General features: G+C 64.6%; 23 protein-coding genes. 13 read left to right on the top strand and 10 right to left on the bottom strand.

Going from position 1 to position 24238, the window contains the following annotated elements:
* Positions 1–50: 50 nt before the first annotated feature.
* Positions 51–713, top strand: a complete 663-nt coding sequence (locus tag CEQ44_RS14585; protein ID WP_088184108.1) for a peroxiredoxin-like family protein — start codon at positions 51–53, stop codon at positions 711–713.
* 53 nt (positions 714–766) lie between these two features.
* On the opposite strand, the gene CEQ44_RS14580 is transcribed toward CEQ44_RS14585, so the two are convergent.
* Positions 767–1045, bottom strand: coding sequence for a hypothetical protein (locus CEQ44_RS14580; RefSeq protein ID WP_088190017.1), 279 nt, complete (start codon positions 1043–1045; stop codon positions 767–769).
* A 363-nt stretch (positions 1046–1408) separates the two neighbouring features.
* Here CEQ44_RS14580 and CEQ44_RS14575 point away from each other — a divergent pair, with 363 nt between their 5' ends.
* The 3 genes from CEQ44_RS14575 to CEQ44_RS14565 are packed head-to-tail and all read left to right on the top strand — an operon-like array spanning position 1409 to position 6811.
* On the top strand, positions 1409–2167 hold the full coding sequence (locus CEQ44_RS14575; RefSeq protein ID WP_088183933.1) for an ImuA family protein: 759 nt from the start codon (positions 1409–1411) through the stop codon (positions 2165–2167).
* Positions 2139–3605, top strand: a complete 1467-nt coding sequence (locus tag CEQ44_RS14570) for a DNA polymerase Y family protein (RefSeq protein WP_254914372.1) — start codon at positions 2139–2141, stop codon at positions 3603–3605. Before CEQ44_RS14575 ends, CEQ44_RS14570 begins: the two co-directional genes overlap by 29 nt.
* Positions 3602–6811: an error-prone DNA polymerase gene (locus CEQ44_RS14565; RefSeq protein WP_088183935.1), complete on the top strand. Its 3210-nt coding sequence runs from the start codon at positions 3602–3604 to the stop codon at positions 6809–6811. The genes CEQ44_RS14570 and CEQ44_RS14565 overlap by 4 nt, the downstream gene beginning before the upstream one ends.
* Before the next feature lie 23 nt (positions 6812–6834).
* Here the strand turns inward: CEQ44_RS14565 and CEQ44_RS14560 are convergent, their stop codons facing one another.
* Entirely contained in the window at positions 6835–7506 is a 672-nt protein-coding gene (locus CEQ44_RS14560; protein WP_088184109.1) for a spermidine synthase, read from the bottom strand.
* A 167-nt stretch (positions 7507–7673) separates the two neighbouring features.
* Between CEQ44_RS14560 and CEQ44_RS14555 the strand changes: the two genes are divergently transcribed.
* Positions 7674–8126, top strand: a complete 453-nt coding sequence (locus CEQ44_RS14555; protein WP_088183936.1) for a hypothetical protein — start codon at positions 7674–7676, stop codon at positions 8124–8126.
* Between the two features lie 31 nt (positions 8127–8157).
* On the opposite strand, the gene CEQ44_RS14550 is transcribed toward CEQ44_RS14555, so the two are convergent.
* From CEQ44_RS14550 to CEQ44_RS14515, 8 genes are read right to left on the bottom strand one after another with little or no spacing between them, the layout of a single operon-like run.
* On the bottom strand, positions 8158–9975 hold the full coding sequence (locus tag CEQ44_RS14550) for a hypothetical protein (protein ID WP_088183937.1): 1818 nt from the start codon (positions 9973–9975) through the stop codon (positions 8158–8160).
* Positions 9972–12080: a DUF4175 family protein gene (locus CEQ44_RS14545; RefSeq protein WP_088183938.1), complete on the bottom strand. Its 2109-nt coding sequence runs from the start codon at positions 12078–12080 to the stop codon at positions 9972–9974. The genes CEQ44_RS14550 and CEQ44_RS14545 overlap by 4 nt, the downstream gene beginning before the upstream one ends.
* A complete protein-coding gene (locus CEQ44_RS14540; protein WP_088183939.1) occupies positions 12077–13222 on the bottom strand; it encodes a BatA domain-containing protein in 1146 nt (381 codons plus the stop codon). Before CEQ44_RS14540 ends, CEQ44_RS14545 begins: the two co-directional genes overlap by 4 nt.
* Positions 13219–14112 carry a DUF58 domain-containing protein gene (locus CEQ44_RS14535; protein ID WP_088183940.1) on the bottom strand — a complete coding sequence of 298 codons (894 nt, stop codon included), beginning with the start codon at positions 14110–14112 and terminating at the stop codon, positions 13219–13221. Before CEQ44_RS14535 ends, CEQ44_RS14540 begins: the two co-directional genes overlap by 4 nt.
* A gap of 13 nt (positions 14113–14125) precedes the next feature.
* Positions 14126–15115 carry a MoxR family ATPase gene (locus CEQ44_RS14530; RefSeq protein ID WP_088183941.1) on the bottom strand — a complete coding sequence of 330 codons (990 nt, stop codon included), beginning with the start codon at positions 15113–15115 and terminating at the stop codon, positions 14126–14128.
* 49 nt (positions 15116–15164) lie between these two features.
* Positions 15165–15872 carry a DUF4159 domain-containing protein gene (locus CEQ44_RS14525; protein WP_088183942.1) on the bottom strand — a complete coding sequence of 236 codons (708 nt, stop codon included), beginning with the start codon at positions 15870–15872 and terminating at the stop codon, positions 15165–15167.
* Between the two features lie 16 nt (positions 15873–15888).
* Positions 15889–17223, bottom strand: a complete 1335-nt coding sequence (locus CEQ44_RS14520; protein ID WP_088183943.1) for a TldD/PmbA family protein — start codon at positions 17221–17223, stop codon at positions 15889–15891.
* 20 nt (positions 17224–17243) lie between these two features.
* Positions 17244–18878 (bottom strand): TldD/PmbA family protein, encoded by a 1635-nt coding sequence (locus CEQ44_RS14515; protein ID WP_176400299.1) that lies wholly within the window; start codon positions 18876–18878, stop codon positions 17244–17246.
* Positions 18879–19374: 496 nt separating this feature from the next.
* On the opposite strand from CEQ44_RS14515, the gene CEQ44_RS14510 reads away from it, so the two are divergent.
* From CEQ44_RS14510 to CEQ44_RS14475, 8 genes are read left to right on the top strand one after another with little or no spacing between them, the layout of a single operon-like run.
* Complete coding sequence (locus tag CEQ44_RS14510) at positions 19375–19845, top strand: cupin domain-containing protein (protein ID WP_088183945.1); 471 nt, start codon at positions 19375–19377, stop codon at positions 19843–19845.
* A complete protein-coding gene (locus CEQ44_RS14505; protein WP_088183946.1) occupies positions 19845–20195 on the top strand; it encodes a hypothetical protein in 351 nt (116 codons plus the stop codon). Before CEQ44_RS14510 ends, CEQ44_RS14505 begins: the two co-directional genes overlap by 1 nt.
* Complete coding sequence (locus tag CEQ44_RS14500; RefSeq protein WP_088183947.1) at positions 20192–20725, top strand: ASCH domain-containing protein; 534 nt, start codon at positions 20192–20194, stop codon at positions 20723–20725. The genes CEQ44_RS14505 and CEQ44_RS14500 overlap by 4 nt, the downstream gene beginning before the upstream one ends.
* Positions 20725–20964 carry a hypothetical protein gene (locus tag CEQ44_RS14495; RefSeq protein ID WP_088183948.1) on the top strand — a complete coding sequence of 80 codons (240 nt, stop codon included), beginning with the start codon at positions 20725–20727 and terminating at the stop codon, positions 20962–20964. Before CEQ44_RS14500 ends, CEQ44_RS14495 begins: the two co-directional genes overlap by 1 nt.
* Positions 20957–21886: a phage Gp37/Gp68 family protein gene (locus tag CEQ44_RS14490; RefSeq protein WP_088183949.1), complete on the top strand. Its 930-nt coding sequence runs from the start codon at positions 20957–20959 to the stop codon at positions 21884–21886. The genes CEQ44_RS14495 and CEQ44_RS14490 overlap by 8 nt, the downstream gene beginning before the upstream one ends.
* Positions 21883–22125 (top strand): hypothetical protein, encoded by a 243-nt coding sequence (locus CEQ44_RS14485; protein ID WP_088183950.1) that lies wholly within the window; start codon positions 21883–21885, stop codon positions 22123–22125. Before CEQ44_RS14490 ends, CEQ44_RS14485 begins: the two co-directional genes overlap by 4 nt.
* Positions 22122–22991 (top strand): HNH endonuclease, encoded by an 870-nt coding sequence (locus CEQ44_RS14480; RefSeq protein ID WP_254913704.1) that lies wholly within the window; start codon positions 22122–22124, stop codon positions 22989–22991. Before CEQ44_RS14485 ends, CEQ44_RS14480 begins: the two co-directional genes overlap by 4 nt.
* Positions 22988–24235 carry a phosphoadenosine phosphosulfate reductase family protein gene (locus tag CEQ44_RS14475; protein ID WP_254913705.1) on the top strand — a complete coding sequence of 416 codons (1248 nt, stop codon included), beginning with the start codon at positions 22988–22990 and terminating at the stop codon, positions 24233–24235. Before CEQ44_RS14480 ends, CEQ44_RS14475 begins: the two co-directional genes overlap by 4 nt.
* The last annotated feature ends 3 nt before the right edge of the window (positions 24236–24238 follow it).

Genomic DNA, 24238 nt, shown 5'->3' with positions numbered 1-24238 from the left:
GCGAGGAGCACCGCCTGTCGCCATCATAGTCCAGACCCAAGGAGACCATGATGGCGACACTTCTCACCGAAACGCTCAAGGACCGTTACGCCGCTTTGCAGGCTGAGCGTGAGCGCAACTGGCCTGCAACGCAACTGGCGGCCAATGCAGCCCAGCGCCAACAACTGGTCGACCGCTTCGACCCCGCGAACGTGGCCCAACCGGGCGACATCCTGCCGCCTTTGTCCTTCGCCGAAGTCGGCGGCGGTACGCTCGATCTGGACAGGCTGACCGCCGATGGCCCGGCCTTGTTCATCTTCTTCCGCTTCGCCGGCTGCCCGGCCTGCAACATCGCCTTGCCCTATTATGCCGATACGTTGCATCCCGCGCTTGCAGATCGCAACATCAGGCTGGTGGCGCTCAGCCCGCAGCAGCCTGATCGCCTGCGCGACATCAAGACGCGGCACGGCCTGCCTTTCCCCGTGGCCTCCGACAGGGATAACCGCCTTGCGCGCCTGCTGGGCATCAGCTTCCAGCCCGACGATCGCCCGTCCCCGCCTCCTGCCGGCTGGATCGGCGAAGTGACCGGCACCAACGACTGGGAATTGCCCCAGCCCGCCGCGCTGCTGGTGGGGGCGGGGCGCGTTGTTCAGTGGCTTCATGTCAGCCCGGACTGGCTGGCACGGCCGGAAACGGGCAACATCCTGCGCTGGATCAATGAAAGCCAATCCTGACGACGTCTTTTTGAGGGAGCGGTGGGTAACCGCTCCCTCAGCTTGCACGACATTCAGGCCGCCATAGCCTGCGCTGCCGCGCTGTACCTTGGCCGTCCGCCATAGCGATCATAGAGGGTAGGCAGCACGAACAGCGTCAGCACTCCGCCCACCAGCGCCATCGGCACGCCGGTAAAGCCGGGCCTGTTCGTCCAGCACCGGCGACACGAAACGGACAGGCGCCGTCGCCCCGCCGCCGTGACGGTAACGCTGTTGCCTGGCTTCATCCGACCGGCATCGGCGGATTGCAACTGGAGCGAGAGCGACACGGTCCGACGCGAAAAGTTCGGCATTGGCGTCGACCATCTGGCCCGGCGCGACGCTGCGTGCGATCACCTACCCCGCCGCCGGCGTGTTGATGCCGATGCGGTTGAGGACACCGCCACCGCTGTCGGCCGCCAACAATTAGCCGATTGCCTGGTTGCAGGCAATGCGCGCTTCGGTCGCGGTCTAGATTGCTGTTGGCCAGCGCCAGCCGCGCGCGGGACGCTTTGACCTCGCCCTTCATCATGGCGGCTACGCGGCTTTCGATCACCGTCAGCGTCTTGGCTCGCAGCGATCGTCTCCCTCAGATTGCGCGTCAGCATCACGCCCTTTCATGCTGGACGAACGCGCGCATTGAGAACATAAGAAGAACATGGTGAGCGATTCGAGATATGACAAGCAATGGTCCCATTAACGGCGCGCGTACGAAAGGACGGCATGCGTCAGAAGCGCAAGCGTCCTGTCCGGCGCTTGAGCAAGGGCATCTGCATGAAATTCACAGCCAGGCCGCGGATCGGGCGGCGGCGCTTGCCTTTGCCCTGACGCAAGGGGCGCTTGCCGGGGCAGGGGCGATCTTTGCCCTGCGCACGCCGCGCCGCCAGCGCCTGCCGACACTGTTTTCGGGGGACGGACTGGCGCTACTGGGCATTGAGCCCAGTCGCCTGACGATCGTGGAGACGCGGACCGAGGTCGACATGCTGCGCGCCGGGCTGGAGGCGGCGCGCTGTCCGGGCGTGGCGGGGGTGCTGATGGAAAGCGAGGGGCGCTTTGCCGACTATGACCTGACCGCCAGCCGCCGCCTGGTGTTGGCGGCGGAAGCCTCCGGCGCCTGCATAATATTGCTGCGGAGCGATGCCGAACCGCGATCGAGCGGCGCGCAAACCCGCTGGACGATCAAAAGCGCGCCCTCCGTCGCGTTGGAGGCGGACGCGCCCGGCTGGCCGGCGATCGAGGCTGAATTGCTCCGCTGTCGTGGCGGGCCGGCGGGGGCACGCTGGCGGCTGACTTGGGATAGTGAAGGTGGATGTTTCAGGGATGCAGACGGAACGGATGCAGGGGGGCAAGCGCCTTTGCCTGGCGCTGTGGTTCCCTTTTCTCGCCTGCGAACGGATGCGGGCGACGATGGGGCGGACCAGCGACAGGTCGCCTGAGCCTGGCGGGCCCGACCCCCTGGCGCTGGTGACGCGGGTTGGCAATGCGCTGCGACTGACGGCGGTGGATGCGCTGGCGGTTGAGCAGGGATTGGCGGTCGGCATGACGCTGGCCGACGCGCGGGCGCGCTGCCCGACGCTCGTCACGCGTCCGGCTGATCCCGTCGCTGATGCGCATGCGCTGGACCGCTTGCTGGAGGCGATGCGCCATTTCACGCCCATGGTCGCGCTGGATGCACCCGATGGTCTCATCCTCGACATCAGCGGTTGCAGCCATCTGTTCGGTGGTGCGCGCTCGCTGGCGCAACAGGCGCGGGCGATGGCAGGCCATGTCAGCCGTCATGCCTTCGGTCCCAACGCCATGGCCGCCCGCGCGCTGGCGCGGCATGGCGGACGCGGCAGTGATGTGGCCGCACTGCCGGTCGCGGCGCTCGAACTGGACGATGGCGCACTGGCCGCCCTGCGCCAGGCCGGCCTGCGCAGCATCGGCGACCTGGCCAAACGCCCGATGGGGATGATCGCCGCCCGCTTTGGCGAACAGGCGGTCACCCGCTTGCGCCAGATATTGGGCGAAGCACCCAGCCCGATCGCGCCGCGCTGCGCCGCCGCCCCAATCCGGGCCGAGGCGCGCTTCCCAGAACCCATCGCCCGGACCGAAGATGTCATGGACGTGATCGAGGATCTGCTGGATCAGGCGGCGCGGCAGATGGAGGCGCGCAAGCTGGGCGGCCGGCGTTTCGTCATCCGTCTGTTGCGCAGCGATGGCGCGCGCCAGGGGCTGGCGATCGAAACCGGGCAGCCGGTGCGCGATCCCGCCGCCGTGCTGCGCCTGCTGCGCGAGCGGATCGATACGATGGCCGATCCGCTCGATCCCGGCTTCGGCTTCGACGCCGTGCTGCTGGCGGTGCCGCGTGTGGAGCCGCTGGCCGAACGGCAGCAGGCGATGGATGGGGAAGCGCGGGCGGCGGAGGACGGCATCGTCGCGCTGATTGATCGGCTCGGTATTCGCCTCGGCCCAGATAATGTCCGTCGCCTTCAACCCTGCGACCGGCATATCCCCGAAGGCGCGCAAAGGCTGCTGCCAGCGACGCAGTCCCGGCAGCAGCCCTGGCCGATAGTGGAGGATCGTCCACCCCGGCCGCTGCTGCTGTTCGACCCGCCCCAGCCGGTGGCGGTGATCGCTGGCGTGCCCGACGGCCCGCCCCAGCGCTTCCGCTGGCGCGACCATCTGCATGAGGTGCGGCTGGCCGAAGGGCCGGAGCGGATCGCGGCGGAATGGTGGCGCAGGCGGGACGGGCATCAGCCGGGCGGGGCTGGCAAGACGCGCGACTATTACCGGATAGAGGATAGCGACGGGCGCCGCTACTGGATGTTCCGCCATGGCCTGTTTGGCGAAGAGGTAGAGATACGCTGGTATCTGCACGGCCTCTTCGCATGAGCAACTTTGCAGAGGTCGTTGCCGCCACCAATTTCAGCTTCCTGCGTGGCGCGTCCCATCCCGCCATCATGGTGCAGCAGGCCGCGCATCTGGGCATGACCGGCATCGGCATTGCCGATCGTAATACGGTGGCGGGCGTGGTGCGCGCGCATCAGGCGCTTAAGGATTTGCAGCCGTTGGGCGTCACCATGCGCGTGATCGTCGGCGCCCGGCTGGTCTTTGCCGACGGCACGCCCGACATTGTGGCTTACCCGATGACCCGTTTCGGCTGGGGACGGCTGACCCGGTTGCTGACGCTGGGCAATCGCCGCGCGATCAAGGGGACATGCGAACTCAATCTGTCGGACCTGATCGATCATGCGCAGGACATGGCGTTGATCGCGATGGACGGCGACGCAGCCCTGCTGAAGCAACTGCGGGCGCTTACCCCGCACCTCTGGCTCGCGGCGACTATGGGGCGTTCCGGGCGCGACGCGCGGATGCTGGCCCGGCGCAGGATGCTGGCGGCGCAATGCGGCGTGCCGTTGATCGCCACCAACGACGCCCTCTTTGCGGAAGCGGAGGATCGGCCGATGCAAGACATGCTGACCTGCATCCGCGAAGGGCTGACGATCCAGACCGCTGGCCGCCGTCTTGCGCCCAATGCCGAGCGGCACCTGAAAGCCCCTGCCGAAATGGCGCGCCTGTTCACTGCCTGCCCGGAGGCCATCGCCGCGACGCAGCACTTGCTGGGTTGCATCGACTTCAACCTCGACCAACTGGTCTATGAATATCCGCATGAGCCGGTGCCGGAGGGCTGGGCGCCGCAGGACTGGCTCGAACATCTGGTTGAGGAAACGGCGAAGGCGCGCTTCCCAGACGGATTGCCGCCCGCCTATCGCAACGTGCTGAATGACGAGTTTCGGCTGATCCGACTCAAAAACTACGCCTATTACTTTCTGACCGTCCACGACATCGTCGCCTACGCCCGCAGTCTCGATCCGCCGATCCTGTGTCAGGGACGGGGGTCTGCGGCCAATTCGCTGGTCTGTTATCTGCTGGGCGTCACCCCCATCGACCCGGTCGAGCAGAAACTGCTCTTCTCCCGCTTTTTATCCGAAAACCGCGACGAACCACCTGATATCGATGTCGATTTCGAACATGAGCGGCGCGAGGAAGTGATGCAATATATCTACCGCCGCTACACGCGCGAGCGGGCAGGTATCGCCGCGACCGTCATCCGCTACCGCCAGCGCAGCGCGCTGCGCGAAGTCGGCAAGGCGCTGGGCCTGACGGAGGATGTGACGGCGCGCCTGTCCGGCACGGTCTGGGGCAGTTGGAGCGGCGATCAGGAAGTGCCCGAAGCCCGACTGGCCCAAGCCGGCTTCGATCCCGCCAATCCCGAACTTGCCCGGCTGCGCGATATGGCGAGCCGGTTGCTCGAATATCCCCGGCATTTGTCGCAGCATGTTGGCGGCTTCGTGTTGAGCCATGGTAGGCTCGACGAACTGGTTCCGATCCACAATGCCGCCATGCCCGACCGCACCTTCATCGAATGGGACAAGGATGATCTCGACACGCTGCAACTGATGAAGGTCGATGTGCTGGCGCTCGGCATGTTGACCGCGATCCGCAAGAGCTTCGACCTGATGCGCCTGCATGGCCTGGGCGACCTGACTCTGGACCGGGTGCCGGTGGAGGACAAGGCGACCTACGCCATGCTGCAAAAGGGCGATAGCATCGGCACCTTCCAGGTCGAAAGCCGCGCGCAAATCTCGATGCTGCCCCGAATGAAGCCGAAGGAACTCTACGACCTCGTCATCCAGGTCGCGATCGTGCGGCCCGGCCCGATCCAGGGCGGCATGGTCCATCCTTATCTCCGACGGCGAAATGGGGAGGAGAAGGCGGAAGTACCCGGCCCTCCCGGTAATCCCGATGAGTTGAAGGAGGTGCTGGGCAAGACGTTGGGCGTTCCCCTGTTTCAGGAGCAGGCGATGAAGCTGGCGATCGTCGCGGGCGGGTTTTCACCGGCCCAGGCGGATGGGTTGCGCCGGGCGATGGCGACCTTTCGTCGCACCGGAGAAGTCAGCAAATATCAGACCGACCTGATCGAGGGCATGGTCAAGCGCGGCTATGAAAGGGATTTCGCCGAACGCTGCTTCAAGCAGATCGAGGGTTTCGGCGAATATGGCTTTCCCGAAAGCCATGCCCAGGCGTTCGGTTGGCTCGCCTATGTCTCCTCCTGGCTGAAATGCCATTATCCCGCGGTCTTCACCTGCGCCCTGCTCAACAGCCAGCCGATGGGCTTCTACGCCCCCGCACAACTGGTCCGCGACGCACAGCAACATGGCGTGGAGGTGCGACCGATCGATGTGCAGGCAAGCGACTGGAATAGCAGTCTGGAAGGGGAACGTATTCTGCGTCTCGGCCTCAATCGGATCGACGGGTTCCGCGAGGAATGGGCCAAGGCCTTGATCGCGGCGCGGCGGGACAGCGCTCTGCGCGACATGGAGGATATCGCTCGCCGGGCCGGGATGCCCGCTCGCGCTTTGCATCTGCTAGCGGATGCTGACGCGCTCCAATCGATTGGCCGCAGCCGTCGCGAGGCGGGGTGGGAAGCACGTCGCGTGCCGCCGGCCCAGCTGCCGCTCTTCGCTGCTCAGGATTTGCCCGAACTCGGCCGCGAAGCCGATCCCATGCTGCCTGCCATGCCCTTATCCGAAGAGGTCGCGATCGACTATCAGACCCACAGGCTGTCGCTGAAGGGACATCCGATGCAGTTTCTGCGCGATCATTTCGCCCGGCGTGGCGTCATCGACTGCGCATCGGTCAATGGCGCGAAGGATGGCGCGAAGGTGAAGGTGGCGGGCGTGGTCCTGATCCGCCAGCGGCCGGGCAAGGGCAATGCGGTCTTCATCACGATCGAGGATGAAAGCGGCATCGTCAATGCGCTGCTCTGGGCGCGCGACATGGAAAAGCAGCGGCGCGCAGTGATGGCGTCGCGCCTGATGCTGATCGAAGGCGAAGTCCAGCGCAGCAAGGAGAATGTCGTCCATCTGATGGTTGATCGCGTCACCGACGCCAGCCGCGCGCTCGACTGGTTGCAGGAACAGCCGATGATGCGCGGGGATGAGGTCACGCATCCGGTCCATTCCCGGCCCGCGCCGTCGCCGCGCCGCCACCCCAGGGACGTGCGGATATTGCCGCGATCACGCGATTTTCATTAAGAGCCGAAACATAAAGAGGACAGCTATCGCTTCCGGGCGAACCAGATGACGTGCCGTGGCCCCTTGCCATTGTCGCGCGCCTTGACCGCCACTTCATCGACGTCGAAGCCAGCGTTGCGCAGGCGACGGGTGAAGGGATCGTCCGACCCCGCCGACCACACCGCCAATATCCCACCGGGCTTCAAAGCCGCCTTGGCCACCTGTAACCCGTTGGCCGAATAGAGCCGGTCATTGGCGGCAGCGGTCAGGCCGTCAGGGCCATTATCGACGTCCAGCAGGATCGCGTCATAGGTCGCCTTACCGGCAGCGATCACCGGCACGACATCCTCTATCAGAAGGTCGACGCGGGGATCGTCCAGGCACCCGGCCATCAGATCGGCCATAGGGCCACGCGCCCATTCGATGATCTTGGGCACCAGTTCGGCCACGGTCACGCGCGCCGATCCGTCCAGCACGCCCAGCGCCGCACGCAGGGTAAAGCCCATGCCATAGCCGCCGACCAGCAGATGCGGCGCCTTGCGCCCCTGCAACCGTTCGATCGTCATCAGCGCCAGCTGCTTTTCCGATCCGCTCATCCGGCTGCTCATCAATTCGTTGCGATCAAGCACGATCATATGATCCGCGCCGCGCCGGTACAGCTTGAGTTCCTGCCCGCCCGGTACTTGCGCCGAATCCAGATATTCCCGCGGGATCATGATCGCTTCCTTCCATCTGCCGCACGCCATTCGTCGCGCCATTTATCCTAGGGGCACCACGCGCGATGCGCATGGCAGCTTGGCATCCGTCGCGCAAATGCTACAGGCACCAGAACTCCGGCGTCACCCCTTTCGACGCCCATTCACAAGCAGGCAGTTTTCCTTTCATGCGGTACTTCCTAGACACCGAATTCAACGGCTTTGGCGGCGTTCTGATCAGCGTCGCGCTCGTTCCAGAACATGGCGATCAGGAATTTTACGTAACGCTGCCGCTACCCCATCAGATCGAACCTTGGGTTGAAAAGCATGTCATCCCCTATCTGCGCCATGTTCCACCAGGCATTGACCTGGAACTGAACCGGGTCGAAGCGGCCGACCATGTCGCCGCCTATCTGGAAGGGGACAGCGATCCGGTCATCATCGCCGACTGGCCGGAGGATTTGTCGCATTTCTGCGCGCTGCTGGTAACCGGGCCGGGCAAGATGGCGGGCGTCGATTTCGGCCTGCGGCTGGAACTCATCAACGCCGCCGGCTTCAGCGCGGCGGCCAACAGCCGCGTGCCGCACAATGCGCTGCACGACGCGCGGGCGCTGCGCGACTTCTACATGGCCGACTCATAAGCCAGCCATCAGGCGGGGCCATGCTTACCTGCTATGGCGCAGGCTCTGCCGTGCTGGACCGACCGGCCTTACGGCGACCGATCCGTGATCGCTCCAGCCACCATAGCAGCCCACTCGCCATCAGCCATGCCAGCCAGAAAGGCCAGGCCAATCCGGGCATGTCGGCCTTTACCGCAACGGCTGACGCATCGGGCGCAATGCGCGATACCATCGCCGTCGCCTGCCGATCGCGCGCCGCGCGCATGATCGGCAAGGCGCCGCGCGGCTGAACATGGAAGAGGCGAAGCTCATTCTTCACGCGCAACATATGCCAACCCGCCTTTGCAGGCCAGAAAGCGCCGCATCCCGCAACCGGGACCAACTCAGTTTGCGCGCCATCGGCGTTGTTCACTTGCGCGTCGCGGCCGATATCGCACAGCGTCATTCGCTCGCCGACCCATGCTATGCCGGCTATCATCCGGCTGGACGAAGCCGGTCGCGTCACGGCGGTCAGCATCGTATTCCACCAGTCTGCATAAAGGTCGCGGCGGCCGGTCAGGGTCAGGGCATAGCTGTCGAGTCCGGTGAACAGCGCGACCCGTCCCGCGCCTATTGCCCGCCAAGCGCCCAGCGCTACACCGCCCGCATCCTGCAATGAAGGCACGGCTGCATCGCCGCCAGGCACCAGACCAAGGCGACTGACGTCAGGCGCCATGTCTTCGGGCAGGGCCATATCCGCGGGCGTGTCGTCGTTGCCGATGCCGTGGCGCGTGCGGGCAATGGCTTCCTCGGCCGCTTTGGGCAAGGCCAGCGGCGCCACGCCGCCCGGCCCACTAAAGGCAAAGCCCAGAGCCTGCCATTGCGAACGGGTTGCGCCGTCGATCGCTCCGCCCGCGCGCAACACCAGCCCCATGCCGCCCCGCACTGCGGCGATCAGGGGCGCGCGCAGTCCCGCCCAGGCGCGGTCATCGACGATCGCCACATCGAATTTACGCAATCCCGCCGCATCGAGCGCCACTGGCGCGTCGCCAAGGGCCATCCCGCCGCCCGCGCTCATCTGCGTCGTCACGTCAAAGCCGGCGTCGCTCGCCCAGCGGCGCAGATATTTGACCTCCGGCCCCGGTGCGCCCGCCAGGATCAACAGCCGGGGACGGGTGCTTTGGGTCACCCAGACCGGGACGTCAGCCTGCTCGACCAGGCGCTTGTCCTTGCGCACGCGCAATGTGAAATTGACAGCGCCAGCCGTGCGCGCCGTGCCGGCCAGCAGGAAATGTCCCTTCGGATCAGCCACGTCGCGGTCGGTGACGCGGCCAGCGGGATCGATCAACTCGACCGTTGCGCCGCTCGGCCCGGTCAGTGTTCCGCCCACCATGAAGCGCGCCCCCGCCGCGGCGGTCGGGGGTGGCGTCAGATTGAGGATGCCCGGCCGCAACGGCGGTGGATCGAACCGCACCGCTACCTGCCGCGCTGCGTCGATATCCCGCGGGACAAGGCCTTCGCCCAGCACGCTGATGGCCGTGACGGCAGGATGGCGCCGTAGCGCGGTGGCAAGATCCGGCGCCGCTTCGCCGCCGCCGATCGCCGGCGCTTCGGGCAGCAGGATGAGCGGCGCGCCATCGCTAGCGGCGGCAAGGCGCGACGTTCCTGCCGTTGCGATCCGCAGGCCGGTTGCGCCGCCGCCCATCATCGGCGGGAACAGCGCGCAATAAAGTAGGGCCGACACCGCCGGCTGGAACAGCATCAACAACGCTAGCCGGACCGACGACGCCTGACCCGTCGCCAGCGCCCGGCGATGCCATAACGCCAGCCGGACACAGGCGAGGAGCGTGGCAAGCCCCAGAACCAGCGCCACCGCCCACTGTATCGTCATGGCGCGCCTCCGATCGCGCCCAGATAGCGCGCGCCCGCGGCATCAACCGGGCGACGCCGGGCCGGCAGCGCCAGCGGTCGCTCCATTGCCGTCCAGAGCTGCGCGCGCAATCGGGCGCGGCAGGCCGCACAGGCGGGGCCGCTACGCACGCTGTCAATCGCGCCCAATAGCGCCAGCGCATCAGGCAACCGCGCGACATTGGCGCGCGTCCACGTTTCCAACGCGCTTAGGTCGATCGGCCCGCGAATGGCGTCCGGTCCGTCGCTCAATGCGCGCCAGGCGGCTGCGACAGGGCCGTCGGCTCGCTCCACCGGGGCGATCGCAAGCGTGCGGCTCGCCAGTCCATCCCGTTTACCGGTCATGCGCCGGGTGGTATCGATCGGCGGCAGTTCCGGGCCAACGCGGGACAGAAAAATACGCGTCGCCTGTTGCACCTCCTTGATGAAACGCAGCGCTTTGTAAGCGAAGGGCAGGGCCAGGTCGGGGCGGCCCTGTTTCAATTCCCGTTCGGATTGCCACATCTCGTCGACCGCCTGTTTCAGGATCGCGCGGGTTTCCGGGTCCAGGCTGGACGCCGGGCTATCGTCATGGGGATGGCCGAAATCGCCCAGCACATCTTCCGGCGCGCCAAAGCCGGCGCTGGGTGGCTTTGGCGGCCCGCCATGGTCATGACCGTCGCCCTCGCTATGCCCGTCCGCGGTCGGCAATGTCGGTTCGCCTTCCTCCTCGCCGCCCAGAAACTGGCTGTAGCGGCCCCGCAATATCTGCTGGTCGCCGCCGATCGACGCCGATCGGGTTACGTAGCGGTCCGATGCCAGCGCGCGCTTCTGCTTGATCAGCGCTTCGGCATCGATGATGATCTGCCGCTGGCTGCGGAAATAGGCGGGCAGGGTGGTGTTCACCATGCCCTCCATCCCGCCGCTTTCGGGCTGTTTGGCCGATGGCCAGCGCAGGATCAGGCTGGGACCGCGCACTTCCTGCGGCGCAGGGGTGCGGTTGTCGCGCACGATCAACTGCACCACCATGTCGCCGCCCGCGACGAAGCCGAAGCTGGAAAAATCGAGCCGCGGCGCAAACCGGCGATCGCGCGCCGGGCCGCTGCCTGCCACCGCTATTTCTCGTTCGCTGAACGTCACATTCTCGCCTTCGCCAATCGCCAGCGTCACGCGCAGCCGGGCGGTGGCGGAGACGCCATAATCGTCGGTCGCGGCGAAGACCGGGGTCCAACTGCGCTGGCCGGCGCTGACCGTGGAAAGACTGGCGGTTGGCGACACAGCCTTCACCTGAGGCGGGGCGTCGGCGATGGCGTCGATCCGGTGCAGCGGCGAGGTCGGGCCGCGGGCCGTCGTGGGATCGACCCGATAGAGGAAGGAGGCATCGAGCGTCCGGCTGGTGATCCATGTTTCACGGTCCTGTCGCAGGGCCAGCGGCTGTCCAGCAAGCATCCCCAAGACGGGCGCGTCTGCCTGTGGATCGAACCGCAGCGTCCACTCCAATCGCGACCCCTGTGGCGCACGCGTATCGAGCGAGGCGGAATCACGCACGGGCAGGCCGGTATAGGCGGGCGGGATGATCCGCAGATTTTGTGCGGCCAAGCGTGGGACCCCAGGGCGGGCGGGCAGGCCTTCCTGGCTGGGCGCAAGAGTTGGTGGCCCTTCGCCAGGGCGTGGCCAAAGCAGAGCGACGGCAACCAATGTTCCAGCGACGAGAATGGACGCAGCTAGTGTGCGGCGCGACCAATCGGGCCTCAGATCTTCCGGCGCACCTTGATCGATCCGCGCCGCAATGCGTGCGCGCTGGAGCGCTTGCAAGGGAGTAGGCGGAGCATCATCGGCGAACAGCAGGGCGCTGCTATCCTCCAGTTCCGGCCGACTATTGTCGAGGCTGCGGATCAGCCAGGCCCGATCGAAACGCGCGGCGTGCCGGCGGGCGATCATTAGCGCAAGCGCAATGCCGAACGCCACCAGTAGCAAAGCAATAGCCAGACCGCCCAAGCGCCAGCCAACTGCGCCTGCGGCCAATAGCAATGGCAGCGCCAGCGCGAGCGTATCGACCAACGCCCGGCGGCGCGCCGGCGCAACCCAATGGGTGAGCAGCGCGGTCATGGCGCGATGCTCCGGCTACCGCGGGTGGCCATCCAGCGCTCGATCAGCAGCAACAGCGCGATCAGCACGGCGAGCCAGGGGCGCAGGGATTGCGGCGGCTGGTCATAGCTGCGGCCACCCGGCAACGGCGCGTAGTCGGCGGCAGCGACGCGAGCAGGCGGTGTCGGTGGGGCTAGTAACGCGCCCAACTGGGCAGGAAAATCCGCGTCCAGCAATATGGGCATCTGCGCGGGCGTCATCGCGCGGGTGAAATGCAGCAGGCGTCCTTTGCCCATCGGCAGCGCTTCCGCTAGTGGGAAGTCCAAGTCGTCGCGCCAGACGGGCAGGCCAGGGTGGCCATCGGGCAAGCGCGCGTCGCTCACCGCCAGCACCGTGCCGCCGTCCATCACCCATCGCAGGACGCCGTCCGGCAAAGTGCCGCCAGCCAGCCAGACCAATGTCCTTCGCGGATCGGGTAATGGAGCATCGATGGCGGCGGTGTCGATATCCGCCGCGCGTCCGGCCGGCTGCCACGCCAGCGCCGCGGCGCGTACATAGCGGACAGCGCTGCGATGTTCGGCATCGACGCGGACGGACAAAAGCGGCGGCGGCGCTGGCTTGGCCTGCGGTCCAGGCATCGCGCCGCTCGTGATGCGCCAAGTCACTTTGCGTGACAGGCGCAACCGATCGGCGTCTGCGCCCTCGATGATCGTTGGCGTGACGATGGTGAGCGGCGTTCCGGGCGGCAGTTCTGCGTCGATTTGCCGGATCAGACTGGCGATCGGCAGCGGCCCGGCGGGCTGGGGCGTGTCAATCGCAGGGAAGCCCGGCGCGAGCCAGTAAAGGCGGCTATCCTTGAACGCCAACGCGTCAAATTGCGCGCCAGGCACCACGGCGACATAGGGACTCCGATCAGCCGCCCCGAAGAGGATCGGCTGCGCCAGCCAAAGCGCCGCCAGCGCCAGCAACGCCAGCCGCACCAGCAGCAAAGGCCATTCGTCGAAACGCAGGCGGGAGCGCGGCTTGGGCTTCTGCCGCAGCCAGCGCAATGCCGCGAAATCGGTCGGCAACTGTTCGCTCTTGCGGGCGATATGGATGATGAGCGGCACGACCAGCGCGAGGAGCGCGGCTAGCGCCGCCGGGAAAAGCAATCCCATGCTCATGCATATTCCGCCGCGCCATGGGCGGAAAACAGGCGGCGCAGCGGCAGGTCGATCGGTTCGTCCAGCACATGGGCGACATGGCGGATGCCGGCACTGTCCAGTCGCGTGTGAAGCGCTGCGCGGGCTTCACCGAAGCGGGCGATGAAGCCCGCCCGCAACGCCGCGCCGTCGCCCAGCAATTGCTCGCCCGTTTCGGGATCGTGGAAACGATAGCCGCCATCGAAAGGAAAATCCCGCTCGGCGACGGTCAGCATCTCGATCACCAGCGTTTCACGCCCTGCGGCCGCCAGCTTCTCCGCCAGCGCCACCGCCCCCTCATCGAAACAGTCGCTCAGCAGGATGACCAGATCATGCGCCCCGATCCTTTCCCAGACCGGCCCTAGCTGCGCCTCCGCCGCGAAGCCGCGTGCCGGATGCACCGTTAGCAAATCGAGCAACAGCCGGTCGCGCTGGCGCGCGCCGGTCGCGGGCGGCAGCAATGCCAGCCCCGCGTCACCCAACGCCATGAAGCCGAAACGATCGCCTTGTTTCAATGCGAGTTCGGCGATGGCGGCGGTAATGCCCTTGGCCGCGTCGAGGCGACGGTAATCCGGGCGCGTGGCGTCGGCCTGACCCATAGAGCCACTGGCGTCGATCAAAATCCACACAGCGACCGGGCTTTCGCGCTCGGCTTCGCGGACGAAGAATTTGTCCGACCGGGCGTAGAGCTTCCAGTCGATCTGACGCAGTTCGTCGCCCGGTTCGTAGGCGCGATATTGGGCGAACTCCAGGCCCGCACCCCGGCTGTTACTCTGATGCAGGCCCAGGCCATGCGATCCCACCGCCCGGCGCGTGACAAGGCGCAGGCCACGAAGGCGGCTGCGGACATCAGGTGGGATCAGGTCGGACATTGGCCGGATAGGTTCAGGCGAGCGGCACGGCATGGATCAGGGCCGCGATCACATCATCGGCGCTCCGCCCCTCAGCTTCGGCGGCGAAGGCCAGCAGCAGGCGATGGCGCATCACCGGCGCGGCAAGGGCGGCGATATCCTCGCGCGTGGCGGCCAGACGACCGTGCAGCAGCGCACGCGCCTTGGCGCACAGGATCAGAGACTGGCCCGCGCGCGGACCTGCGCCCCATTTCACATATTTGCGGATATCCTCCGGCGCGCCGTTCCCGGGACGGCTGGCCCGCACGATCCGCGTCACCCAATGGAGAAGGTCATCGCTGAAATGCACGTCACGCACCAACCGTTGCAGCGCCAGCACCTCCTCGCCATCCATCACCATCGGCACCACACCGGCGGTCGCCCCCGTGGTCTGGGCCAGGATCGCGCGTTCTTCCTCTTCGGTCGGATAATCGACCCGGACATGCAAAAGGAAACGGTCGAGTTGGGCTTCGGGCAAGGGATAGGTGCCGGCCTGCTCCAGCGGGTTCTGCGTCGCGAGCACGAAGAACGGCGCGGGCAGCTTATGCGTCACGCCGCCATAGCTGACCGTCTTTTCCTGCATCGCCTCCAGCAGGGCCGCCTGCGTCTTGGGCGGGGTGCGGTTGAGTTCGTCGGCCAGCAGCAGGTTGGTGAAAACCGGTCCCTGTTGAAAGCGGAAACTGCGATGGCCGGTGCCATGATCCTCCTCCAGCAATTCGGTGCCCAATATGTCGCTGGGCATCAGGTCGGGCGTGAACTGGACGCGCCGGAAATCCAGCTTCAGCGCGTCGCCCAGCGACCGCACGAGCAGCGTCTTGCCCAGGCCCGGCACGCCCTCCAGCAGGCAATGGCCGCCCGCCAGCAGGCCGATCAGCAATTGCTCCACCACATCGGCCTGCCCGACGATCGCCTGGCCGATGGCGGCCCGCAAACAGGTGAGCGCGTCAAGGCGGGTCTGGATGTCAGCTTCGGTGAGGTCGGTCATGTCATGTCCCTTGTTGGGCGAAAGGCGGGAATAGGGACGGTGGCGCTGGTCACACCGATAGGGCGTACATTACGATATTGACCGCAAACTTCGTATTGTCTTCGGCCAGGAAGCGCTTGTTGCGCCAGTCATAATCCCATTCGCAGCCATAATCTTTGTTGCTGTAGAGAACGCCCAGCCGCCCGTTCACCTCTATCCCCTTGAGATAGTCGTGGACCAGGTCGTCGCCCCAGCCATTGAGTTCCAACCCGGTATTGGGTGGGCCATCATCGAACTTGAAGAAGCTGCGGTAGAGGCCATGGCTTTTGGGCAGCGTCTTCAACGCCTTCGGCCCGAAAATCTTTGTCATCTGCGCCTCGAACGAACGGGCGAACAGGCCGTCGATGTCATGATTGCAATCATCGACCATGACGAAGCCGCCATTGCGGACATAGCGTTCGAAATTGCGGCTTTCGGCCGCTGAAAATTCGACCAACTTATGTCCTGCCAAATAGCAAAAGGGCGCGGTTAGCATTTTCGGGTCCGAAAGGGCGATCACATGCTCCTTCGGGTCCACGCGCAGCGTCGTATAATCGATCAGCGACATGACGATATTCGATGGCGTGCGCTGATCGACGTCCCAGTCGCCGCTATCGTAGCGCAGGCGCGTAAACCAGAAATCATAGCCCCCCCCGGCTGCGATGGCCGCAAGCGGCCGGGCCAGCAACCCGCTGGCCAGACCGCCTGCCATCAACCGAAGAAAGTCACTACGCGTCATGCCGTGCGCGTCAGCCTTACACCGCGTCTGACAGGGACGTGAAGGTGAAGTCGCGCAGTTTCATCGGCGGCACGACCATCGGCGAATCCGCTTCGTCACCCTTCACCCGCACGGGTTTGCCGAGTTCCTCGACATTGTTGAGCATGATGACCGGGCTTTCGTTGAAGCGGAAATTCTTCACCGGATATTTGATCTGGCCATTTTCTATATAGAAGGTGCCGTCGCGGGTCAGGCCGGTCAGTAGCACGGTCTGCGGATCGACCATGCGGATATACCAGGTGCGCGAGACCAGGATGCCGCGCTCGGTCGTCCGCACCAGATCGGCGGTCGACTTGGTGCCGCCGGTCATGATCAGATTTCCCGGCTGCGCCATGGCGGGCTTGCCCTGCTTTTGCGACCAGTAGCGCGAATATTCCATGTTCACGAGCTTGCCATTTTCGACGATCGGCATTTTTGTACGAGGCAGGCCTTCCTCATCCCATGGATACACCGCAGCGCCCGGATAGGCCGGGTCGGCAAAGAAATTGACCTGCGGCCCGAATACCTGCTCGCCCAGCTTGTTGCCGCCGCCCTTCTTGGACAGGAAGCTGCGGCCCTCGTCAGCCGAGCGCGCGTCGAAGAAGAAGAACATGAACTGGATAAGGCCGGCCGCCGCAGCCGGTTCCAGAATGACGGTATATTTGCCCGGTTCCAGCGCCTTGGCTTCGGCGGAGGCCGATGCCTTGCGCATGGCGATGCGGATGTCCTCGCCCGCGTTGAACGTGGCGACATCCTGCACATTATGGCCGACCCAGCCGGACCCACGTCCATCCTCGGTGCGAACGGTGCAGGTATAATCGGCGCTGGTGCCGGTCTGATACCCGTAATTGCCCTTGCTGTTGAGGAAGGCGACGAAGCCCGCCTGATCCTCCAGATAGCCTGCCGCGATCAACTTTTCGGCGCGACAGGGGCCGATCGAATCGGTTGCGACCTTGGCGCGATAATCTGCCGTGATCCCGGCCGTGGCTGCGCTGAAGGTGGGGGTGGCGATGTAGGTCTGCTTTTCGACCGCCGGCATGAATTCCGGGTTTTCCGGGGCCAGTTTGGCAAGTTCTTCCGCCCGGCGCACCACCCGCTCCAGGGCGGCGTCGTCGAACTGGTTGATCGTGGCGGTGCCGATCCGCTTGCCGAATGCGACCTGCACGGACAATTCGATATTATCGGTGATGCCGGCGGTCGACACGTCATTGCGCGCGAAGCGCACATTGCCGCGGATCGCGCCGGTCAGTTGGGCGGTGCATTCGTCCGCCTTGGAAAAGCCCACGACCTTGGTCAGGATCGCCTTGGCCTGTGCTTCGGTAAGGATGCTCATTTCTCTCTCTCCCTAACCGATCAGCCGAGCGAACGGGCGGTGTTGATGACGTTGATGCCGTTGAAGCGCGCGGTGCTGGAGCCGTGCGACACGGCCGAAACCTGCGCCGGCTGGCCCTTGCCGTCGAAGAAGGAGCCGCCCAGGCGATAGTCGCTGGCGTCGCAGACCCCGGCGCAGGCGTTCCAGAATTCCGGCGTACGGATCTGGTATGCGACATCCTCGATCTGCTGGGTGATCTTGCCCTTCTTGATCTCGTAGAACAGCTGGCCGCCAAACTGGGCATTATAACGCTGCTGGTCGATCGAGAAGCTGCCGTCCCCGATGATGTAGATGCCGTCTTCGACATTAGAAATCATGTCGGCGACGCTCAGCTTGGCCTTGCCCGGCTCCAGCGACACGTTGGCCATGCGCTGGAATTGGACGTTGGACCAACTATCGGCATAGGCGCAGCCGTCCGATGCCGCCTTGCCCTCGATATGCGCCTGATCGCGGATCGCCTGGTAACCGACCAGCTTGCCGTTGCGGATCAGATCCCATTTCTTGGTCTTCACGCCCTCGTCGTCATAGGAGACGGCGCCCAGGCTGCCGGGCTGAGTCTTGTCGGCGACGATGTTCACCTTGTCGCTGCCATATTGGAAATTGGCCTTCAGCTTATCCATCGTGGCGAAGCTGGTGCCGGCATAATTGGCTTCATAGCCCAGCACGCGGTCCAGTTCGAGCGGATGGCCGACCGATTCATGGATCGTCAGCCAGGTGTGCGACGGGTCGAGCACCAGGTCATATTTGCCCGGCTTGACCGAGGGCGCCTTGATCTTGGCCATCGCCTGCTTGGCGGCGGCGACGGCGTCTTCCTTCATGTCGTAGGACTGGCCATAGACGATGACGCCATTGGGCAGCACGGTCTTGCCGCTGGCCGCCCCGTCCAGATATTCATAGCCCAGCCCCATGGGGGCCGACAGGCCTTCGCGCACGCGGAACTTGCCGCTTGCCTTGTCGACGGCGGTGACTTCCATCGGCGCCCAGATGCGGTGGACGTCCTGATCGATATAGCTGCCGTCGGTGCTGGCGAAATATTTCTGCTCGTTCACCAAGAACAGGATGGAGCGGATGAAGCTGGCCCCGGCGTCCAGCGCCGCGGCGTTCACGCCCATCAACAGGTCAACCTTGTCCTTGATCGGCACCGTCATGCTGTTCTTGACGATCGGCGTCCGCCAGCTGACTTCGCCAACGCCCGTTACCGGGGCGAGTTGGACCGGCGCGCTCTGGCCCGGCGCATTGGCCTTGGCGATGGCGACAGCTTGGCTCGCGGCCTTGGCGACCGCTTCCTTGGTCATTTCATTTGTGGCGGCAAAGCCCCAGGCGCCGTTCGCGATCACGCGGATGCCAACGCCGGTCGATTCGGTGTTCACCACATTTTCGACATTGCGTTCGCGGGTGATGACGAACTGGCGCAGGTATCGGCCCACGCGCACATCGCAATAGGATGCGCCCGCGCTTTTGGCCGCGTTCATCGCGGCGTCGGCCAGCGCCTTCTTGACCGCCACGTCGATGGCGCTGCTCAACTCTTCGGCGGCGATGACCTTGCCGAACATGGAGGGGAGGACGAGGCCTCCTACGCCCATGGCCCCGAAGGTCAGAAAATCGCGTCTATGCAAGGCTTGTCTCCCGCCTGACTATGCCCGCAGGACGCGGGTCGAATTATATTTGGATCACGGTTTGCGGCCGTATCGGCTTGATAAGGTGGATCATCGCCGTCCAGGCAGGCGGGGTCAAACATCTTTTACGGATGCGCAAAAAGACGCGGGATGCTTTCGACAGATGACATCTGTCGAAAAATACTGGTAGCAAAAAGGCGCGCAGACACGACAAATCGGCGGGGAAGGCTATGCCATCCCGCTGATATATCGCCATATCTGACTATGAATAATGTGGTCGGGGAAAGAGGATTCGAACCTCCGGCCCCTGCCTCCCGAAGGCAACGCCTAGCGCCTCAACGCGCGGAAATCCTCATTTAGACCGCGATAACCGCGCGGATCAGAGGGGGAACGACTCGGCAAAACAGGCCATTTCCACCGGAGTTACACCGGGGAAAGAAACGGCGCAATCGCGTGGGTTCTGCACTTGCGCCCAGCGGCGCGGCGGGGGTGCGGCATGAGTATCGGCTACGCTTCCCTCACGGATATGCAGGCATGGGCTGCGGCAGTCATGTCGCGCGATTGCGATTTCCCTATCGGCGACCCGGTCTATCTGGAGCGCTGGTGGATCATCCCGCGCAACGAGCAGCAAAACGTTTATCTGCATCGCATCCTGCGCGACGACGATGATCGGGCGCTACACGATCATCCGTGGGAAAATGTCTCTTATGTGATCGCGGGCAGCTACCGGGAGATCACACCCGCAGGCACGTTCATCCGTCAGCCGGGCGACGTCATCACACGCGCTGCGACGGCGCTCCACCGCCTTGAATTGATCGACGGCGAGCCTTGCGTGTCGCTGTTCTTCACCGGTCAGAAGGTTCGCGAATGGGGCTTTGATTGTCCGAAGGGCTGGGTCCACTGGCGCGACTTCACAGGCGGCGAGAACGGCCAGCTGGTCGGGCGCGGTTGCGGGGAGATGGCGTAATGGATCGTGAACCGATCTTTGTGCGCGACCGCAATAAGGTCCGCATCGGCGCTTTGCTAATTCGGGCCGAGCGCTGGCCTTGGCAGGCTGGCTACAATTGGCATGGCATGACCAACTCGGCCGCGCCGCTCAATCAGCCGCGCAGGGGTGACAGGGCGGCACCCCGATTTGGCGGCGGCTGGAAATACAATCTGGGCATCCAGTTTTCTGGCCGGACGCTGCTGGTCGAACTGCTGTTCGGAATGCTGACCTTCAACATCGAGACGGCCAAGGATCGACGTGTGGCGGCTGAAAACGCGGCGCGTCGCAAGGCTGAGATAGACCGCATTCTCAACAGGGGGGCAGCATGAAGGCGCTCACCCTCTGGCAACCATGGGCCTCGCTGATCGTCGTCGGCGCGAAACCGTTCGAGTTTCGCGGATGGAAAGCCCCGCGCTCCGCGATCGGCCAACGCATCGTCATCCATGCTTCGGCACGGCCGATGCGCGCGAGCGAAATCCGCGACATCGTCGACCATCTGAAATTCGGTGGTGCAAACGCGGCGGCGACCTGTTTGCATGTAGAGGAAGCGCTGGCGCTGCTGATGCCGCTCTACCACTTCAAGAAGCCGGTGGGTCTGCCCCTGTCGGCTGGCCTTGGTACCGCCATCCTTGGTGAGCCGCGCAACGGCATCGAGATCGCGGTGCAGGAATTCGGCTTTCCCCAGGAGGCGGAGAACGAACTGCCCGGCCTGCCCGGTTTCGATAGCGACCGGAGCGAGCACGCAAACTGGGGCTGGCCGATGCTCGAGATCGAGAAGTGGGACGAGCCCCAGCCGATGCGCGGCGCGCAGGGACTGTGGAATTGGCCCGACGCCGAACAGTTTGCGGAGGAAATGTGATGGCCCTGCTGAACAAGCCGCACCTGATGCAGCGTGAGTGCGACAAATGGAACGAGCGCTACCCGATCGGGCAAGCCGTCACCGTCCGCCGCGATGGCGGCGACGTCATAACGACGAAGACGCGGTCGGAGGCGCAGCTGCTCTCCTGTCATTCGCCCGTAATCTGGCTGGAGGGGATCAGCGGTTGCTACCTGCTCAGCCGGGTGACGCCTGTGACGGGGGAGGCGACCCATGGGTGAGAACACCAAGATCGAATGGGCGCACCACACCTTCAACGGCTGGATCGGCTGTACGAAGGTCGGTCCGGGCTGCGACAATTGTTATGCGGCGGATCTCGCGCAGTCGCGATTAGGCGTGCCGTGGGGACCGGGCCAGCCGCGCCGGCACACGGCCGCGTCGACATGGAAACAACCCCGTCGCTGGAACAACCGGGCAGCGAAGGAGGGCGTCCGCTATCGTGTGTTCTGCTCCTCCCTTGCCGACGTGTTCGACAACGAGGTGCCGGCCGAATGGCGCGCCGAGCTATTCCATCTGATCCGCGAGACGCCGCATCTCGACTGGCTGCTGGTGACGAAGCGTATTGGCAATGCGCAGAAGATGGCGGAAGCCGCTGGTCGCTTGCCGGACAACGTCTGGCTTGGGATCACCGTCGTCAATCAGGCAGAGGCGGACCGGGATATTCCGAAGCTGCGCAGGCTTCGGACCCTCTACGACCTGCCCGTCGCCTTCCTGTCAGTCGAGCCGATGCTGGGCCCGATCGATTTGAGCCTGCTGCTCTATCATGAATGTCCGAATTGGCTCGATGACGACGGCAATCCCCCGATTATCCAGCGCGATTGCGGCGCGCAGGAATGTTGCTCGACCTGTGACTTCACTGGCATCAGCGACGAGCTGGCGATCAATTGGATCATATGTGGCGGCGAGAGCGGCCCGCGTGCCCGACCGATGCATCCCGAATGGGTCCTCCGCCTCCGTGATCAATGTGCTGGGGCAGGTGTCCCGTTCTTGTTCAAGCAGTGGGGCGAGATACTGCCGGTCTGGATCGATGACATTCACAGGTCTGGATACGAATTCCGGAAGGTCGGGAAGAAGATCGCCGGCCGTCGCCTGCATGGCCAGGTGCATGACGCGGTGCCAGCAAATCAGGAGATTTCATCATGAAGAACAAGCTTTCCGATCTGAACAACCACCTCTTTGCCCAGCTTGAGCGCTTGGGGGAGGAGGGCCTTACGTCCGAGCAGATCCAAGACGAGGTGAAGCGCTCCGAGGCCATCACCGATGTCGCGGACCAGATCATCAGGAACGCGGATCTTCAGCTCAAGGCAGTGACAGTCCTCGCCAACCACGGGGACCGCTTCAAGCCCATGCTGCCGATGATCGGCGGAACGACCGAACAATGAAGCGCCGCGGCCGCATCCCCTACAGCGCCGAAGAGATGGCGTGGCTAGAGGCGAATTATCGCCTTGTCATTAGTGACTATCACGCAGCCTTCCTGACGGCCTTCGGTCGCTCGGACGTCACCGCTTCCCACCTCAACCAGCTCCGCAAGCGCAAGGGCTGGAAGGTCGGGCGCGACGGATCGCGGTACAAAGGGCGGATCAAGGCCTACACGCCAGCCGAGATGGATTGGCTGCGATCCAACAGCACCTTGGCGATCGCTGAGTATCACGCGGGTTTCCAGGCAGCATTTGATCGGCCGGAGGTGACCCAGAAAAAGCTGCACGCCCTCCGGAAGCGCCAGCGATGGACCACCGGCCGAACGGGTCACTTCGAGAAGGGGGCGGCGCCGATGAATAAGGGCACGAAGTGTGCGCCTGGTCGTGGCGGCTTGCATCCCAATGCACGGCGGACTCAATTTGAAAAGGGCCATCTGCCTCACAACACGAAGTATCTGGGTCATGAGCGGGTGTCGACCGATGGATATGTCGAGATCTCGGTGGACCAGCCGAACCCCCACACGGGCTTTGAGCGAACCTATGTTCTCAAGCATAAGTGGTTGTGGGAGCAGATCCATGGACCGGTGCCGGAGGGGCACGTGCTCAAATGTTTGGACAGCAATCCCCTCAATACAGATCCATCCAACTGGGAGCCTGTGCCGCGCGGAGTTCTGGCCCGCCTAAATGGCGGCCGGTTTCGCAAGACGGTGCCGTATGACGACGCGCAGCCGGAGATAAAGCCGCTGGTAATGGCGTCGGCAAAGCTAAAGCACCGGGCGCATCAAGTCGTCAAGGATCGCTTGACGGGTGGATCGGAGAATCGGTCGTGATCGCTCTCGATCGCCTTTATTCCCTCGGTGCCGGCACACCCTCCCGATCCCAGCCGACGCTGTTCACCGGCGACCACCGCGCGGCTGTGGGTGAATGCGTCGAAAAAACCGTCGCGAACATGTTGGCGCACGCCGTCGATTATGAGCATTGGATAATTGCCTATTCGGGCGGGAAAGACAGCAGCTGCGCCGTCACCCTGATCGTGACGCTGATTCAGTGCGGCGCGATCCCGGCGCCGAAGACGTTGACCGTCATGTACGCAGACACCAGAATGGAGCTGCCACCCCTCCAGGCCGCCGCGCGCGTGATGATGGACCGGCTACGCGCCATGGGAATCACTGTCATGGAAGTGGTCGCCCCGATGGACGATCGCTTCTACGTCTATATGTTCGGCCGCGGTGTCCCGCCTCCCAGCAACACCTTCCGCTGGTGCACGCCCCAGATCAAGGTGGAGCCGATGACGGTGGCGATCGCCGAGACGGTTGGCCGGCTGGAGGGCAAATGCCTCACCATCACCGGCGTCCGACGTGGAGAGAGTGACGCGCGCGATGCGCGGATCTCGCTGTCCTGCACCCGCAACGGCGCTGAGTGCGGGCAGGGATGGCTACAGACGGATCTCCCCGGCACGCTGACCGATACGTTCGCGCCGATCGACCACTGGACCCTGTGCAATGTCTGGGATTGGCTGAGCGTCTTCGCGCCTTGGGAGGAGTTTGGCGCATGGCCCACGCGCATGATCGCGGAGGGCTATGGCGGCGTCGAGGATATGCGCACGGGCTGCACCGGGTGCAACCTGATCGCCACCGACGGCGCGCTCGGAGCGGTGCTGAAACAACCCGATTGGGATCACCTGTCGCCGTTGCTGGGCCTGAAGCGTCTATATCTGGAACTGAAGAAGCCGAAGTGGCGTAAGCGCCAGCCGGGCTTCCAGTATCGCAAAGATGGCACGCTCCAGTCGAACCAGCAGCGCATGGGGCCGCTGACGTTCGAGGCGCGGGTGATGGGCCTCGATACGGTGCTTGGTATCCAGGACGCGGTGAATAGCGCGGCCGAGCGGCTAGGCCGGCCGGGCATGGTTTTGATCGACGCCGAGGAGGAGGCGCGCATCCGCGAGCTGATCGCGGCGAAGACATGGCCGAACGGCTGGAGCGGCGAGGAACCGAACGCGGATGTCTGGCTCGACACGGTCAACAACGACGGATCGGTCCAGCCGATCCTGTTCCGCGAGCTTGTCGGGCAATGATCC

It is taken from the genome of Sphingobium sp. Z007 (assembly GCF_900013425.1).
In the GTDB taxonomy this organism is placed as follows: Bacteria; Pseudomonadota; Alphaproteobacteria; order Sphingomonadales; family Sphingomonadaceae; genus Sphingobium.
Note: the sequence above shows the minus strand (reverse complement) of the source record. Positions and strands in the feature narration are given on the sequence as shown.

Excerpts from the sequence above, each read along its gene's own strand:
- CEQ44_RS14555 (WP_088183936.1), top strand. The coding sequence starts at position 7,674 with ATGCGGTACTTCCTAGACACCGAATTCAACGGCTTTGGCGGCGTTCTG.
- CEQ44_RS14575 (WP_088183933.1), top strand. The coding sequence starts at position 1,409 with ATGACAAGCAATGGTCCCATTAACGGCGCGCGTACGAAAGGACGGCAT.
- CEQ44_RS14505 (WP_088183946.1), top strand. The coding sequence starts at position 19,845 with ATGGATCGTGAACCGATCTTTGTGCGCGACCGCAATAAGGTCCGCATC.
- CEQ44_RS14500 (WP_088183947.1), top strand. The coding sequence starts at position 20,192 with ATGAAGGCGCTCACCCTCTGGCAACCATGGGCCTCGCTGATCGTCGTC.
- CEQ44_RS14560 (WP_088184109.1), bottom strand. The coding sequence starts at position 7,506 with ATGATCCCGCGGGAATATCTGGATTCGGCGCAAGTACCGGGCGGGCAG.
- CEQ44_RS14480 (WP_254913704.1), top strand. The coding sequence starts at position 22,122 with ATGAAGCGCCGCGGCCGCATCCCCTACAGCGCCGAAGAGATGGCGTGG.
- CEQ44_RS14585 (WP_088184108.1), top strand. The coding sequence starts at position 51 with ATGGCGACACTTCTCACCGAAACGCTCAAGGACCGTTACGCCGCTTTG.
- CEQ44_RS14510 (WP_088183945.1), top strand. The coding sequence starts at position 19,375 with ATGAGTATCGGCTACGCTTCCCTCACGGATATGCAGGCATGGGCTGCG.
- CEQ44_RS14530 (WP_088183941.1), bottom strand. The coding sequence starts at position 15,115 with ATGACCGACCTCACCGAAGCTGACATCCAGACCCGCCTTGACGCGCTC.
- CEQ44_RS14580 (WP_088190017.1), bottom strand. The coding sequence starts at position 1,045 with ATGCCGAACTTTTCGCGTCGGACCGTGTCGCTCTCGCTCCAGTTGCAA.
- CEQ44_RS14490 (WP_088183949.1), top strand. The coding sequence starts at position 20,957 with ATGGGTGAGAACACCAAGATCGAATGGGCGCACCACACCTTCAACGGC.
- CEQ44_RS14540 (WP_088183939.1), bottom strand. The coding sequence starts at position 13,222 with ATGAGCATGGGATTGCTTTTCCCGGCGGCGCTAGCCGCGCTCCTCGCG.
- CEQ44_RS14525 (WP_088183942.1), bottom strand. The coding sequence starts at position 15,872 with ATGACGCGTAGTGACTTTCTTCGGTTGATGGCAGGCGGTCTGGCCAGC.
- CEQ44_RS14520 (WP_088183943.1), bottom strand. The coding sequence starts at position 17,223 with ATGAGCATCCTTACCGAAGCACAGGCCAAGGCGATCCTGACCAAGGTC.
- CEQ44_RS14570 (WP_254914372.1), top strand. The coding sequence starts at position 2,139 with ATGGGGCGGACCAGCGACAGGTCGCCTGAGCCTGGCGGGCCCGACCCC.
- CEQ44_RS14565 (WP_088183935.1), top strand. The coding sequence starts at position 3,602 with ATGAGCAACTTTGCAGAGGTCGTTGCCGCCACCAATTTCAGCTTCCTG.
- CEQ44_RS14495 (WP_088183948.1), top strand. The coding sequence starts at position 20,725 with ATGGCCCTGCTGAACAAGCCGCACCTGATGCAGCGTGAGTGCGACAAA.
- CEQ44_RS14485 (WP_088183950.1), top strand. The coding sequence starts at position 21,883 with ATGAAGAACAAGCTTTCCGATCTGAACAACCACCTCTTTGCCCAGCTT.
- CEQ44_RS14550 (WP_088183937.1), bottom strand. The coding sequence starts at position 9,975 with ATGACGATACAGTGGGCGGTGGCGCTGGTTCTGGGGCTTGCCACGCTC.
- CEQ44_RS14535 (WP_088183940.1), bottom strand. The coding sequence starts at position 14,112 with ATGTCCGACCTGATCCCACCTGATGTCCGCAGCCGCCTTCGTGGCCTG.
- CEQ44_RS14545 (WP_088183938.1), bottom strand. The coding sequence starts at position 12,080 with ATGACCGCGCTGCTCACCCATTGGGTTGCGCCGGCGCGCCGCCGGGCG.